18 protein-coding genes and 1 pseudogene are annotated in these 12,404 nt (G+C 58.3%); 10 read left to right on the top strand and 9 right to left on the bottom strand.

Annotation, left to right across the window (positions count from 1 at the left end):
* Both BM314_RS12705 and BM314_RS30150 read left to right on the top strand, forming a co-directional pair.
* Nucleotides 1-144 (top strand): transposase (locus BM314_RS12705; RefSeq protein ID WP_139237824.1); only part of this gene is annotated, 144 nt, incomplete at its 5' end.
* Between the two features lie 33 nt (nucleotides 145-177).
* Nucleotides 178-1,008 (top strand): hypothetical protein, encoded by an 831-nt coding sequence (locus BM314_RS30150; RefSeq protein WP_139237825.1) that lies wholly within the window; start codon nucleotides 178-180, stop codon nucleotides 1,006-1,008.
* A 309-nt stretch (nucleotides 1,009-1,317) separates the two neighbouring features.
* Here BM314_RS30150 and BM314_RS12710 read toward each other — a convergent pair whose 3' ends face one another.
* Nucleotides 1,318-1,614: a hypothetical protein gene (locus BM314_RS12710; protein ID WP_091978341.1), complete on the bottom strand. Its 297-nt coding sequence runs from the start codon at nucleotides 1,612-1,614 to the stop codon at nucleotides 1,318-1,320.
* Nucleotides 1,615-1,631: 17 nt separating this feature from the next.
* Nucleotides 1,632-2,441, bottom strand: a complete 810-nt coding sequence (locus BM314_RS30155) for a hypothetical protein (protein WP_139237826.1) — start codon at nucleotides 2,439-2,441, stop codon at nucleotides 1,632-1,634.
* Nucleotides 2,442-2,642: 201 nt separating this feature from the next.
* Between BM314_RS30155 and BM314_RS12715 the strand changes: the two genes are divergently transcribed.
* Nucleotides 2,643-3,251, top strand: a complete 609-nt coding sequence (locus BM314_RS12715) for a hypothetical protein (RefSeq protein WP_091978342.1) — start codon at nucleotides 2,643-2,645, stop codon at nucleotides 3,249-3,251.
* A gap of 3 nt (nucleotides 3,252-3,254) precedes the next feature.
* Here the strand turns inward: BM314_RS12715 and BM314_RS12720 are convergent, their stop codons facing one another.
* The gene (locus BM314_RS12720; protein ID WP_091978343.1) at nucleotides 3,255-4,229 is read right to left on the bottom strand and encodes a metallophosphoesterase family protein; all 975 of its coding nucleotides are present in this window, start codon (nucleotides 4,227-4,229) and stop codon (nucleotides 3,255-3,257) included.
* Between the two features lie 158 nt (nucleotides 4,230-4,387).
* On the opposite strand from BM314_RS12720, the gene BM314_RS30160 reads away from it, so the two are divergent.
* The 3 genes and pseudogenes from BM314_RS30160 to BM314_RS12730 form a co-directional block, all read left to right on the top strand.
* The gene (locus tag BM314_RS30160) at nucleotides 4,388-4,669 is read left to right on the top strand and encodes a hypothetical protein (protein ID WP_139237827.1); all 282 of its coding nucleotides are present in this window, start codon (nucleotides 4,388-4,390) and stop codon (nucleotides 4,667-4,669) included.
* Between the two features lie 234 nt (nucleotides 4,670-4,903).
* Complete coding sequence (locus BM314_RS12725; protein WP_091978344.1) at nucleotides 4,904-6,103, top strand: SIR2 family protein; 1,200 nt, start codon at nucleotides 4,904-4,906, stop codon at nucleotides 6,101-6,103.
* 68 nt (nucleotides 6,104-6,171) lie between these two features.
* Nucleotides 6,172-6,798, top strand: a pseudogene (locus BM314_RS12730) (recombinase family protein); the annotation flags it as partial.
* A 61-nt stretch (nucleotides 6,799-6,859) separates the two neighbouring features.
* On the opposite strand, the gene BM314_RS12735 reads toward BM314_RS12730, so the two are convergent.
* Genes BM314_RS12735 through BM314_RS30165 form a run of 3 tightly spaced genes read right to left on the bottom strand, consistent with a single transcriptional unit; the run spans nucleotide 6,860 to nucleotide 8,030 of the window.
* Nucleotides 6,860-7,300, bottom strand: a complete 441-nt coding sequence (locus BM314_RS12735) for a hypothetical protein (protein ID WP_091978345.1) — start codon at nucleotides 7,298-7,300, stop codon at nucleotides 6,860-6,862.
* Nucleotides 7,300-7,728: a hypothetical protein gene (locus tag BM314_RS12740; RefSeq protein ID WP_091978346.1), complete on the bottom strand. Its 429-nt coding sequence runs from the start codon at nucleotides 7,726-7,728 to the stop codon at nucleotides 7,300-7,302. The genes BM314_RS12735 and BM314_RS12740 overlap by 1 nt, the downstream gene beginning before the upstream one ends.
* Complete coding sequence (locus BM314_RS30165) at nucleotides 7,725-8,030, bottom strand: hypothetical protein (protein ID WP_139237828.1); 306 nt, start codon at nucleotides 8,028-8,030, stop codon at nucleotides 7,725-7,727. Before BM314_RS30165 ends, BM314_RS12740 begins: the two co-directional genes overlap by 4 nt.
* A 243-nt stretch (nucleotides 8,031-8,273) precedes the next feature.
* On the opposite strand from BM314_RS30165, the gene BM314_RS12745 reads away from it, so the two are divergent.
* Nucleotides 8,274-8,702: an HNH endonuclease signature motif containing protein gene (locus BM314_RS12745; RefSeq protein WP_170868099.1), complete on the top strand. Its 429-nt coding sequence runs from the start codon at nucleotides 8,274-8,276 to the stop codon at nucleotides 8,700-8,702.
* Nucleotides 8,703-9,114: 412 nt separating this feature from the next.
* The gene (locus tag BM314_RS12750) at nucleotides 9,115-9,492 is read left to right on the top strand and encodes a hypothetical protein (protein ID WP_139237829.1); all 378 of its coding nucleotides are present in this window, start codon (nucleotides 9,115-9,117) and stop codon (nucleotides 9,490-9,492) included.
* A gap of 8 nt (nucleotides 9,493-9,500) precedes the next feature.
* On the opposite strand, the gene BM314_RS12755 is transcribed toward BM314_RS12750, so the two are convergent.
* Entirely contained in the window at nucleotides 9,501-9,947 is a 447-nt protein-coding gene (locus tag BM314_RS12755) for a hypothetical protein (protein WP_091978349.1), read from the bottom strand.
* A gap of 216 nt (nucleotides 9,948-10,163) precedes the next feature.
* Complete coding sequence (locus BM314_RS12760; protein ID WP_139237830.1) at nucleotides 10,164-10,916, bottom strand: hypothetical protein; 753 nt, start codon at nucleotides 10,914-10,916, stop codon at nucleotides 10,164-10,166.
* 187 nt (nucleotides 10,917-11,103) lie between these two features.
* On the opposite strand from BM314_RS12760, the gene BM314_RS12765 reads away from it, so the two are divergent.
* Together BM314_RS12765 and BM314_RS12770 are read left to right on the top strand one after the other, a co-directional pair.
* Nucleotides 11,104-11,343, top strand: coding sequence for a hypothetical protein (locus BM314_RS12765; protein WP_139237831.1), 240 nt, complete (start codon nucleotides 11,104-11,106; stop codon nucleotides 11,341-11,343).
* 159 nt (nucleotides 11,344-11,502) lie between these two features.
* Nucleotides 11,503-11,964, top strand: coding sequence for a Ros/MucR family transcriptional regulator (locus tag BM314_RS12770; protein WP_091978352.1), 462 nt, complete (start codon nucleotides 11,503-11,505; stop codon nucleotides 11,962-11,964).
* Between the two features lie 56 nt (nucleotides 11,965-12,020).
* Here the strand turns inward: BM314_RS12770 and BM314_RS30170 are convergent, their stop codons facing one another.
* Nucleotides 12,021-12,347 (bottom strand): hypothetical protein, encoded by a 327-nt coding sequence (locus BM314_RS30170; RefSeq protein WP_170868100.1) that lies wholly within the window; start codon nucleotides 12,345-12,347, stop codon nucleotides 12,021-12,023.
* Nucleotides 12,348-12,404: the final 57 nt, after the last annotated feature.

Consider the following 12,404-nt stretch of genomic DNA (forward strand, 5'->3'; position numbering starts at 1 on the left):
CTGTACAAGTACCGCAATCTGGTCGAGCGCTTCTTCAGCAAGATCAAGCACTTCCGCGCCGTCGCCACGCGCTACGACAAGGATCCCGACAACTTCCTAGCCAGCGTCAAGCTCGCAGCCGTGCGGGTCTGGCTGCGAGCTTAATGAGTCCGCGACCTAGAGCAATCGATTAGAAGCATGGAACCCTCGGATCGAGTTTCGAAAGAGTATGAAAAGGTTTCGCGTGTCGTTCATGAGCTGCTTGAACGACACAGCGAAAGTATCAATTCGTTTCTTGTAGGATTTGGGCATCTAGCGAGAAATTTGCACGTTGTCGCCACGCGAGTCGCAGAAGCTTTGCCATCAGATGAGGCTCTGGAACGGTTCGCAAAGATTAATGCGCAGCGCGACAAGTTGGACGCGATAGGATTTTTGCCTCACCAATCGATGAGGCTCCTTGTTGAAGATGACGGTTTATCCGAAGATGCTTTATCCCGAGCAATAGAGGACCATTTTTCTGAGCGCTGGCTCGAAATAGCAGATGTCTTTCTAAAAGACATTGACGGGTTTGATGTGGATGATGAGGCCAAGGCTACGTTTCGAGAAGCATTGGCCGCACATGGAAACGGCCATTACCGTGCTGTGTGTCGACTCCTTTTTCCTGAATTTGAACGGATCATTCGCTATGAGCTTCATGGCGGTCAGTTATCGGGATTGACCAGCTTACGTAGCTTCAGAAAGTTTGTTGAGGAACTCGGCTTGAGTGAGGCGCTTAAAATCGGCGGATTCAGCGTTTTTTCGTTGATGGAAACTCTTATTGACCGCTTGTACTCCGAGGCAAAAGACCCCGCTCAGATTGAGATTTTGCGAAGTGATCCGATCCCGAACCGGCACGCATGCCTACATGGGATAATCTCCTATAACACAGCGAAGAATAGTATCAACATGCTTGTGATGGCGGACTTCGTGTATCGAGTTGTGGGGGTGTTGAAAGCGGACAAAGGGACCGGTGATCAGGTGGCGTCCTAATCCCAACGGGCCCGGAAGACGAAGGCGGCATCCTCCGTCCCTGGCTCTGCGGCGAACATCCTGGTCTCGATGCTTATGCGAGTGACCTGCATCGGTACGCGCCATACGAGGGCCTGAGATTGAAGGATGGTGCCAGGACCACGAAATCCCGATCGTGGAAGGATACTGGTGGCACCCCGCGGGGAGCGTTCGGATGGGCTTCTACCTCGATCCTGTCGACCAGGATCAGGAGATGATGATCAAGCTGCGGTGGCTCTGAATCACCTTGGAAACGAAGAAGGCCCCAGGAATCGCCCTGGAGCCTTTTTGTTATCGGTCCTGGTCACACTGAATCGTCTTGTCGCCTTCCTGAAAATCGGCGTACCCCTGCGTGGCGGTGCAGAAGTCGAAGGACTGACCCGGTCGCTCCGCGTGCCAGCCAAACTTGGCGCAACTCTCTTCCTCCCGGATCTTGTAGACGTTGCCGCGCCAAGTCAGCGTTTTCTTCACGTCGTCGATCTTGACCTTGAGCGACTTACCGTTGACGCGACAGTCGTAGCTGTAGGTGGCAGCATAAGCGGGGGCGGCTAGAGCCATCAGCGTCGCCACGATGATGAATCGTCTCATATTTCGCGATCCCTTACCTAGTTAAGACGCTTGGCGCCCGGACTGCACGCATCAATCATGTGCAAGATGTAGCCGGAACTGTCGCAACGTAGGACCGGACGCGACCATAGGATCTCGTAAGTCACGCTGTTGTACAAGAAAACGTATCGGGGCTCGAAATGAAGCGTGATCCCGACTGATGTTTCAGGGGCGTCCTTGGTGGATCCTGGGCTGTCTTCGCTTGTGTACTGACTAACGAACGGACTCACGAGTTCGAGGATCGCCCCATCAGCCGCGTTTGATCCGAGCTTTTCTGCGGTGGCAGCAGGTACGAGCGCTATCGGTGTCATCCCGAGCTGATTGTCGCCGTTCCAGTACGTGAAAACCCGTCGATTGCCTTCCTGGGAATACAGGCTCTTCGTCGGAAACATGCCATCGATCTTGTACCCGCCCTTATCCGCATCATACCGCAAGGGCAGGTTGTTCGAGCGGCAGAAGATACTGGAGTACGGGATGCCAGCCGCAGCCAGTTGCCGCCGTCCGCGCTCAGCGAACGCCTCTGAGGTCTCGTAGTCGGACTTCGGGGGCACAGCCTTCACGATCGCCGCATGCAGCGCCTGGAGATCGCACTGTCGATCCTTCGTGACCAGGGCGCGCAGATCGACTGGAGTCGGTGCGGGAACAGAAGGCTTGGCAAACGCTCGATCGAAGCAGGCGAGCCGATCAGCAGCCTTGGTGATGGTGACACACGCCTGCGGATCGTTCTTCGAAGGCTCAGCACGAGCCTCGTGAGCCACGACCAGGAGAAACGGCAGCGACCATCGTACGAAACCATCCAGAGCGAACATGCTGACCCTTCGAGCCTCAACGTCGCTCTATCACCCTACGGTTGCCATGGGCAGTTCTCCCTGGTCCGGAGGCTTGTTCTCGAAGCGCCAGCCCGAGACCCGCTTCCACCCTGACGGTATCAAGCGCAGCGGATAGGGCGAATTCAGTACGGGCCAGTTGCGCCCACAGATGTTAGCCTTCCTCAATAAAGGAGGCCACCGATGTGGGGTTATGTCATCGCGGTACTGCTGGTCGTTGTTGCCGGAGCTTACGACCTCAGACAGAGGCGCCGTCGCATCCTGGCAGCACAGCAACAAGCGGCCGACAAGATCGTCCAGGACAAAGCCACCGACCGCATCGGACAGGAACTCAGTAACTACCTCGGCGATAGCAAGATTGATTTTCGCTGGGGGCTGGACCATTCGCGGATGATGGCAAAGCTCAAAGCCTTTCGCGAAGTGATCGAACGGAACGGCGAGACCATGAGCTTCTACCTCGACAATTTCACCGAGGACGGAGTCTTCATGGTCGCGGATTTTATGCTCTGTATGGACCGAGAGATCTACATCCGCTGGGCTGACGACGAAGAGCTGCGTCTGGAAGGTATAGACGACCTCTATGACGACAACTTAGAGGCCGATAAACCACGGCGCATGAGCTACTCTCCGGTCCGTCGATACGTGTTCCGCGTCTGGGAGGAACGTAAGCCGGGTGTCTTCTTCGAGTACGTCAGCGCCCATTCGCAACGAGAAGCACAGAGCACAATCAACAGACGGTTTCCTGAGCCAAAGTTCGGGTGGTCATTCTATCGAGAGAGCGAGTTCGTCTGAGGGCTACGTCCCTTGGTCCAGAGCCTTGTACTGGAAGCCGAAGCCCGACACCTGCTTCCAACCCTCCGGCACGGGCCGCATTCGATGCGATGTGGCCACGATCTGGTCGACGATCTCGATGACCGTGTAGGCACCCAGGTCGACCGATCGCAGGTGCTTGATGTGCCGCTCCGTCTCGCCCTCCGGCAGTACCGGCACGACATGGTCCAGAGCGCTCACGTTCACGAAGCGCGACCGACCCATGCGGGTGTCCGTGAATCCGTGCGCGTGCCCGAACAGGAAGAGCGGAACGTCCGGCATATCCTGCGCGGTCCTGGCCAGCCGACCATGCGTCACCACGATCGTGCGGTCCTGAGGGTGAGGCGACATTCGGTCGACCATCTCGCGACGGTTGGCAGCGGCGATCTCCTTGTACCCTTCGCGGTACTCGGCCTGGAGAGCGGGTTCGAGCTGCTTCCGCTTCTCGCGCAACGTGCCGAGACGGCGACGGAGCGGCCACACCGGTCGGAGGTGCGCCTTGTTCGGTAGTGGTGGCAGAGCTTCACACGCGGCCAGCGTCTCGCGTTCGGTACGCTCCAGAGCCTCGATCTGACCGTCGATCTCGGCGAACCCAGCCTCGTACCGAGCATCGAGATCCACGGTGATCGAAGCCGCTAGCGGGTTGTGACCCCAGTTCACGTCGATGCCGCTGAATCCCGCGAACTTCCAGCCATCGAGCGTGACGCAAGCGTTGTGAAGATGGTGAGCGTTCGGGCCGAAGTCGTGATCGTACGGGAGGCTGTGATCCCAGTTCCCGAAAACGTACAGGATCGGACAGTCGAAGCTGCCCAGGATGTCGAACACCTGCGTGGCCGTATCGAAATCCTTGCCGATGTCACCCGCCAGGACGATGGCGTCGAAGCCGTTGGTCACACGCTTGCGGAGCCGACGCACGGATTCAACCTTGCCGTGAATGTCGGAGATGGCGAGAAGCCTCATCGGGGGATCAGACAGGAAAGCGCATCGTGATTCAACGCAGGGTTCTAGGGTTGCTGGTTCTGTGTGCGTGCGTGGGAGCGTCAGGGACGACGGTAGCAGAGAACGCGGCGGCCGAGCATCGGAGCAAACGTGCGGCACAGGAGACCTGTCGAGACGACGTGAACTGTTACAGTCAGAAGGGTAAGTTCTACGCTCTGTCACTCTGCAAAGAGGCAATCGAGCGTGCGGCACCCTACGGACTGAAGTGGACGGATGGCCTGTTCGAAACGCCCTTCAGCGACGTGGCCTGGAAAGACAAGGATACCGGAATCGTCGAGTTCCGGGGTGATCGTGCGGCCATGCAGAACCAGTACGGAGCATGGCAGACCGCTTCGTACACATGCGCGATCAACGTTCCGGCAGGCTCGATGGTCGACTTATCGGTGAAACCTAAGGGATGAGCATGGGAAAGGCCGTGAGGGACGATCCTTTCGGCCTTCTCATACGCGCTCTGATTCACAGCCTTGATGCAGAACCCGACGGGCAAACCGGAGCCGGGTTTCCACCTTGCCGTGGATGTCGCAGACGGCTAGTAGGTTTATAGATACAACTTTGAGTGGGCTGCGACTCGATATGACGCGGTCACGACACATCGAACTACACAAGTTACCATCCCGATATCGCTAAGGGGCATCATGAAGCGGGCACTCGTTTTTGTCGGAGCTGGTGCATCTCTCGATTACGGCGCACCAAGCACATGGGACGTGTCTCGCCACGTTACGACATCTGTCCGCTCCAATGGCGCCATGCAGATGTTGGGCAGCCGAATGGCATACTCAATCATCGCAACGCGACTAACGAGATACCTCGGCGGGCGCGGGAACGTCAATTTTGAGCAGATCTTCCATTGTGCCCACGAGTTGATGTTCACCTACCCGCCAACGCCGGGCGCCATCAACGCTTATAAGCCGATCCTCCAACCTTTCATTCAAAACACAACCAATATACAGAAAGAATCGCTCCACCCACTTGTTAGTCACATCATAAAGGCAGTTTACGATCTCGTTTCTGATTCTTGCATTACACCGCGCCAAAGCGTGATCCCCCTGCGAAGCTTCATACAGGACCTGCGGCGTTCGTATGTAACGCGTATCTACACAACCAACTACGATGATTTCATTCTGCAAGCTTGCCCAGATCTCTATTATGGGTACGACTGCGCCCCAAGCGCTCGTCCGAAGAAGTTCAACCCAAGCCAATTTGTGAGGAACTCGGACCGAGATTGCCTGCTCCATCTGCACGGTTCGATTCACATGGGGTTCTCTCATCCGACCCCGCGCGACAGTGATATGGGCGAACTGTTCTGGTACGATGACCGGGACGAAGCAAAAAGGAACGCGGTGTTCGGAGGCGGCCTGGGAAGCACCAGACGAATGGACGGGAGCGATTATTATCCGACTTCAATCGTCTCTGGGCTAGATAAAACTTCGAGCATCCAGCAGAGTCCGTTTTTGCATTTCTATTCTGCTCTTGGGCACGATGCGTCGTCAGCAGATGTCATCTTCGTTATCGGCTCGGGACTAGGGGATCTCCATATCAATTCCTGGCTCCGCGAAGCGAGAAATTCAGGACGGCGCGTGCCAATCATCTTTGTGGACTGGTGGGCTAGGGGTTACGCTCGTGCACAAGCCTTTTCAGATGACCGCAAGATCGTCGAGATGATGCACGCACTAGATATTCGCATCGGTCAGCATATGTCATACGTAAATGTCGGGCCGAATTGGTATGTTTCAAATGATCGCTCTTCTGCGATCTGGGATAACGGTTTGGCTAATTTTCTGGCAGCACCAGCAGATCTCGCAGCAGTTCTAGATATGATGGCCCTGACACCATAAGGTCGTTAGGCTAGTGATAGCGGGCCAGGAGCCCTAGGACTACGGTCTCGTACGTCTCTTACCGCCAGGTCTCGACCAAGGATCAGGGCAAGTCGGGCGCTGGTCTCGACGCCCAGGAGACCGCGATCCGCGCGTTCGTCGAGGCTCAGGGCGGTGAGCTGATCGGCGACCACGTCGAGATGGAGTCGGGCGGCTACAGCGACCGTCCGGTCCTGGCTGCCGCGATGGCCCAGGCGAAGAAGGCCAAGGCATGGGTGGTGGTGTCGAAGCTCGACCGCCTAAGCCGCGACGTGGAGTTCATCGCCGGTCTCATGAACAAGGGCGTGCGCTTCGTGGTCGTCGAGTACGGGCACGATGTCGACCCGTTCGTCCTCCACATCTTCGCCGCGCTGGCCGAGAAGGAGCGCAAGCTGATCTCCGCCCGCATGAAGGCCGGTCTCGCCGCCAAGAAGGCTCAAGGCGTGCGTCTCGGGAACCCGACCAACCTGGGTGAGGCCAGCCGCAAGGGTGGTGAGACCATGAAGGTGCTGGCGGACCAGCGGAAGGCCAACATCGGGCCGGTGATCGCGCAGATCCGGGCCAGCGGCGTCACCACGCTCCAGGGCATCGCCGACGCGCTGAACGCCCGTGGGATCAAGACCACCCGTGGCGGTGAATGGAAGCCGATGACGGTGTCTCGGGCTCTGGCAGCGTAAGCCTCATCATCACCGGCAAGGCTCAGGAGCCCCTGGAGAGCGATCTCCGGGGGCTTTGTCCTTACCGGAACGCGTACAGGAAGTGGTCGGCGATGGTCTGGTCAGCGAACGCGTACCGACCCGCGGCGATCGTAAACGGCGTCGTGTAGCCAGAGAGGCGCATCCAGCGAGTCAGCTCGACCTTCGTCACTCGGCGCGTCTCCAGGGTCACCGAAAAGGGCGTCCCGACCCGCTCGAACTGCGCGGCTAGATACGCTTCAGCCTTTTCCTTCGCCCAGTCAGCCACATCCTTTCGCTTGCGGCGACAGACACGCTCGCGGATCTGGACTTGACCGCCGGTCTTGGTCTCGGGGCCATCGACCTCACGCCAGCCCACGTAGTAGCCCAGATCGTTGGCGCGGCTGCTCCAACAGAACCGGACCGCGCGACCGTGGCCGTTCTTACCAGCCGACCAGTAGCGCCAGGGCCCAAGCGGAAACTCGAACTTCGGGGCGGTCTGCATCACGCAGTCTCGATGGCGCGTTTCACGAGCCCCATGAAACGCTGTGTCAGATGGGCGATCAGAGCGCGCTCCATGCGCTGCTCCAGCGTCAGCGGGCTGTTCTGGTCGATGCCGAAGGCCACCAGCGCCGCGTGACCGGCTGCCGGGTCGTCCATCCAGTGCCGATACGCGAGGTCCGCAGGCAGCTCGGCGGGAAGCGTCCAGTCCGCGAACATCTCCAGAGCGAGCGGGCGGAAGATCGCCGTGGCCAGGGCAATCGGTGGCGTCTTGGTGGGGATGTCGCGCAGCACAGTGTCGAGATGCGCGAGGGCATGGCGGTAGACCGCGCGGAGATGCGGTTCGGCTCGGGTGTCGGAGGAATCCACCGCCGCGCGGACATCCGCGAGAAGGCGCGCACGGTCGATACGGGTCTTGGTGAGGGCGGTCATAGGTCGGCTACCGGGAAGCGCATACGAAGCTGGAAATACTCATGGTCGTCCAATGAACCGCGTCCACCGCGCGGTACCGGATCGGCGCCAAATATCCTATAGTCGAGAGGCTCGTATTCGACTTCTGCGACATCGATCAACGACAACAATTTGGTCCGTGACGCGGCCTTGTAGACGTGCTTCTCTTCGTTCGAGGCACCGGAGTTTAGCCAAATTTGTACATAGGCTGGATCACTGTCGCGCCTAAGACCATCAAACACCATCCAGTGGCGCTTCTTCCGCCAGTCTCGCCCCGCACCCATCACACTGCTCCCGATTGGCCCTCTCCCGATGACCAGACGGGGGAAACTTAAGATCGGGGACTGTTGAGGACAAGGCTATTCGGAAGTTTTATTAACAGTAGAGTCGAGATGATTAGCATATGTCGTCCTCGAAATGCGTCAAGCCGCAGCAGTACTTTGACACGCAGCTGATTAAACACGTGATCTCGCAGTGAGATCATCTTCGTACTGCGCCCAAGGATATTTTGGTTCTTTCTTTATGTTGTGCCTGCCGGGGGCAAGGATGCCCTCGAACAACATCACCTGCTGCCGAAGTGTCTCGGTGGCCCGGATGACGAAACCAACCTGCTGACCCTCTGCAACACCTGCCACGGCCTCGTGCACGGCATGATCCGGCGGAACATCAGCACTCTGACCAAGGCCGGGCTCCAGCGTGCCCGCGAGCGTGGGGTGATCCTGGGGAACCCGAATATCCGGGAGGCCCGACGCCTGGGCACCGCGGCATCCGCAGCCCGGAAGGACGCGCGCAAGGCCGAACTGCTCCCGATCCTCGCCGCGCTCCTGGGGGAGACAGGATGTCCGACGCTGTGTGCGGACGCTCTCAACGACCGTGGAGTGACCACGATCACCGGAATCGTCTGGACCGCGCGGCGTGTTCGAGACTTCCTCAGGACTTGTCGCGAACCGTCGTGATCACCATGTTCCAAGAGCGGGTCAGAATATTGACCCTGATCTGCCGCAATGGATTGAAGGACGATAGGGTTGTGCAAAAAAATTGGGTATGACGATTGAGGACTACTTGTCTCGTCTGCGCGCGAAAGTGGCTGGTCAGGATCGTCGGGCGAGAATTACATCACGCGCGAGGCTTTGGTCGCATCGACGGCATCTTTCCGACACCGTGATTCAACGGTCTCACACTAGAATTCCTTGATTCCCCTTAGCAACCGTCCTTCTACGCTCTGTAGCGCCCATCTTTTCATGAACGGCGTTCAAAAATCACGACAGGGTTTCGCAAACATATCCTCAAGATTTAGTGCGATATTTTGATCGTCTAAATACATCTTGCGGCGACGTTCCTCTTCAACCATACTAATTGTATCTTCTCATGTCCGACAACGATATCTTCGAACGAACAACTGTGTGGATGGCTGAGGTCGAACGGACCGTCCGAAGGCTCGATCCCACTCCTCATTCAATTGACGCTTACGAGTTTCGCGACCGCTTCATCCGCGAGCGCTCCGAGCTCCGAACCTATTCGCGACAGAGCTTCTACAACGTCCTCGACTTCTGCCTGGGCCAACCGCACGTCTTCCTGATCCCACGCTCTGAATCACCGTTTGAGGCTGAGGATGATCTCTGGTTCGAAGAGCATGCGGACTGGCTGTCTGAAAACTGCCCCAGCTTCACACGCCTGGGACCGCTCATAGGGATTCAAGACCCGGATGAGGCACTCGCCTGGAGGATGCGCTGGGGCGGTGTTTAGCGCGACTCTCAATAGGCCAGCGAGAAGGTTTTGCGGCCGGTCGGGTTGATCCGTGAATCACTGGGTCGCGCGACCTTGGACACGAAGGTCACGTTCTTCGCGGTGAACTTGATGCTCGACGGGGCCTGGCCGACGCTGATGAGCTGACGCTTCACGCCCCAGCCGGTCTCGACCTCTTCCGTAAGGATGGCGGCGCTCTGGACTGCATTGCCAGTGGCGTCGGGTAGGTAGGTGACGAACACCAGCGCATGCTTGTTGTCGGGTGAGCGGAAGATCTTGAAGGTGGTATCCTCCGTGATCTTGCAGTCGATGGGATCACCGTTCGGATTCACGCACCCGAACGCCTTGTCGCCTTTGAACATGAACTGGGCGATGCCGAGGTGCCCATCCTTCGAGGCGGCTGAGGTGGCCAGCGGGACCAGGGTCGCGATCAGGGTCAGTACGATACGGCGCATTAGTCTTCGGTCCTTGCTTGAGAGCTTGACCGTAGAGCGAACAACCTAATGGAAAGCTGAGCGATCTTATTGAGGATCGATGATGGGGGCCGAGAGGATTTGCCGAGACGAAGTCAGAGATTGTTCACGCTGATCCGTACAATTCTCAGCGGGTAGTTACTTGGTCTCTTCCGCCTTAGACCTTGATAGAAGAGCAGGAATGGCTCAGCGGAGGCTTCAGTATTCGATTTGCACCTCGTCCGGCTGGAAGATCCAGGTATCGGACATCCCGGCATCCTTCGATGGTGCTGGGTCGCAGTACACTCCGACCTTCGACACCCAGGTCCAGCACCAGAGTCGTTTCGGTGGCGTCTTGTTGATCCACCGGCCCTCGATGGTCACCGGTCTGGCGGCGGGTTTCGGGCGGACCAGAATGGCAGAATGCTGGACCGCTTTGTCCGCGGGGCATTGCCACCACGGCACAGGGTCGAAATCCTGGAGCCTAATCCAGAACGCTGGGGACCCCGTGTTCGCCGTGTCGGTAACCTTGAGCCTGACCTTCGAGGGGGATGAATCATCGACCTGGGCTTCGACCCGAACGCGCGTCTTGGCGGTTCGCTGTCCGAGAAACCCATCCCATTTTTCGGGACCGCTCTGTTTCAGCTCGCTGATGCGCCAAGGCGGAGCCTTCTTGTCCACCTCGCGGTCGCCGGTCTTCAGGTAGCCTTCGAGCCCGATAAGGCTGGGCCTTTCCTTCAAGCGGCATGCTTCGGGCTCACGGAAGCTTGTCGCGCTGATGAGCTTGCACCCGCAGCGTTCCAGGGATCCCATATCCTTCGGAGTAGAAGGTGTCGTTACCCTATCCGTGGCCGGTTGAGCGAGGTCCGAAGTAGACTCGGCGCCTGACGGCAGTTGGGCAAGCGCCGTGATTCCGATTGGTGCGGCCAGCAACGCTAGCGCGATGATGTAACGCGAACCCATGGTCGGCATTGACGTGTCTGAGCTGCCTTGCTGGGCTATCTTGCCCGCATCAAACAGCAGGCTACGCCGTCAAACGCTACCATTCTCAGGCCACCGTCGCATCGCCCCGCTGATTGGTTTTGACGATGAGAACGAGATGCCCGCCTCCAAAATGCGCTGGTGCTGATCCATGCCCCTGGAATCGACGGAGGGGCGTTTGAAGCAGATTGATAAAGACGAACAGTCCGTCCGGCACCTGCTGCCCCTGGTGCGGGCTGAGGCGCAGAAGGTCGGCACCATGCACGGGGCCTGGGATCTGATCCTAGACGTTGAGGCGCTCCTGAATCATCAGCCCACGGTGCTCAAGTTCGGGACCCGTGAGAAGGCGATGTCGGTCTTCCGCGGAATGCTGGAGAGCAGAGCCCCGCGCAACCTGGGCTACGAACGGAGAGGCTAACGACTCTGTGATAGGAATTCACTCGCTTGGTCTCAGGTCCGGCGAGTTTTTCTTTTGGGCCATTCACCTTATGGGGGTTGATTCCGTCCCGCAGATACTGATCTAGTTTAGCTCGCCCTACGGCGCGTCACCCAAATTTAAATCTGAGCAGTTCCTAAGATGGCCCCGGAAGATTCCGACCAACCGTTCGATGCGGTCAAGCTGGCTGGCGAAATTGTCGCCGCCTACATCTCGAACAATTCCCTGCCGGTTAACGAGCTGCCTACGCTGCTCCGGGCTGTGCATGAGACGATCGCCAATCTCGGCTGTGGCGTTGCGCCTGTCGCCGCCGAACAGGCTCCTGAGGTGACGAAGGTTACCCCCGCCCAGATCCGCAAGTCGGTGCAGGCAGAGGGCATCGTCAGCTTCATCGACGGAAAGACCTACAAGACGCTGAAGCGCCATCTCACCTCGAAGGGGCTGACCCCGGAGAGCTACCGCGAACGCTTCGGCCTCCCGAGGGACTACCCCATGGTCGCCCCTAGCTATGCCGAGATGCGTTCGGAACTGGCCCGGTCCATCGGCCTCGGACAGGTGGGCGGCCAGTCGAAGCGTGCCGGTCGGGGCAGCAAGGCCGCCTGATTCACGGCCGCAGGACGAAAGAACCCGCCGGTCTCGCGATCGGCGGGTTTCTCATGTCAGGCCACGTGCCGCTTTAGTTCCTCCAGCAGCTCGTACAGCTCGTGGGAGATGGTCACCGTCACCATGTCGCCCTCGCTCTCGATCAAACGGCTCTTCGGGATCTTGAAGTTGGCAGCCAGCAGCGCTTTTTCCTGGGCTTTGGTCAGGTAGAAAGGGCTGCCTCCGTGGCTTAAGGAGCCGTCTTTGTTGACGGCACGTCCGTTCTCCAAGTGGCCATGAGTTTGCTGTCCAGGCGCAACGGGCTTGTCGATACCGATCTGTTCGCGGTTGCTTACTTTTATGTATTTCCGGCTTTCGTATAATTCTTCTGCTTCTCGCAGCATCTTGATCAATCGTCGGGCCTTTGTTGGTCTTGGGGGGACCGTCGGGTTACAGATATT

The organism is Methylobacterium sp. 13MFTsu3.1M2 (assembly GCF_900112625.1).
Classification (GTDB): Bacteria; Pseudomonadota; Alphaproteobacteria; order Rhizobiales; family Beijerinckiaceae; genus Methylobacterium.

Excerpts from the sequence above, each read along its gene's own strand:
- BM314_RS30150 (WP_139237825.1), top strand. The coding sequence starts at position 178 with ATGGAACCCTCGGATCGAGTTTCGAAAGAGTATGAAAAGGTTTCGCGT.
- BM314_RS12710 (WP_091978341.1), bottom strand. The coding sequence starts at position 1,614 with ATGAGACGATTCATCATCGTGGCGACGCTGATGGCTCTAGCCGCCCCC.
- BM314_RS30155 (WP_139237826.1), bottom strand. The coding sequence starts at position 2,441 with ATGTTCGCTCTGGATGGTTTCGTACGATGGTCGCTGCCGTTTCTCCTG.
- BM314_RS12715 (WP_091978342.1), top strand. The coding sequence starts at position 2,643 with ATGTGGGGTTATGTCATCGCGGTACTGCTGGTCGTTGTTGCCGGAGCT.
- BM314_RS12720 (WP_091978343.1), bottom strand. The coding sequence starts at position 4,229 with ATGAGGCTTCTCGCCATCTCCGACATTCACGGCAAGGTTGAATCCGTG.
- BM314_RS12725 (WP_091978344.1), top strand. The coding sequence starts at position 4,904 with ATGAAGCGGGCACTCGTTTTTGTCGGAGCTGGTGCATCTCTCGATTAC.
- BM314_RS12735 (WP_091978345.1), bottom strand. The coding sequence starts at position 7,300 with ATGCAGACCGCCCCGAAGTTCGAGTTTCCGCTTGGGCCCTGGCGCTAC.
- BM314_RS12740 (WP_091978346.1), bottom strand. The coding sequence starts at position 7,728 with ATGACCGCCCTCACCAAGACCCGTATCGACCGTGCGCGCCTTCTCGCG.
- BM314_RS30165 (WP_139237828.1), bottom strand. The coding sequence starts at position 8,030 with ATGGGTGCGGGGCGAGACTGGCGGAAGAAGCGCCACTGGATGGTGTTT.
- BM314_RS12750 (WP_139237829.1), top strand. The coding sequence starts at position 9,115 with ATGTCCGACAACGATATCTTCGAACGAACAACTGTGTGGATGGCTGAG.
- BM314_RS12755 (WP_091978349.1), bottom strand. The coding sequence starts at position 9,947 with ATGCGCCGTATCGTACTGACCCTGATCGCGACCCTGGTCCCGCTGGCC.
- BM314_RS12760 (WP_139237830.1), bottom strand. The coding sequence starts at position 10,916 with ATGCCGACCATGGGTTCGCGTTACATCATCGCGCTAGCGTTGCTGGCC.
- BM314_RS12770 (WP_091978352.1), top strand. The coding sequence starts at position 11,503 with ATGGCCCCGGAAGATTCCGACCAACCGTTCGATGCGGTCAAGCTGGCT.
- BM314_RS30170 (WP_170868100.1), bottom strand. The coding sequence starts at position 12,347 with ATGCTGCGAGAAGCAGAAGAATTATACGAAAGCCGGAAATACATAAAA.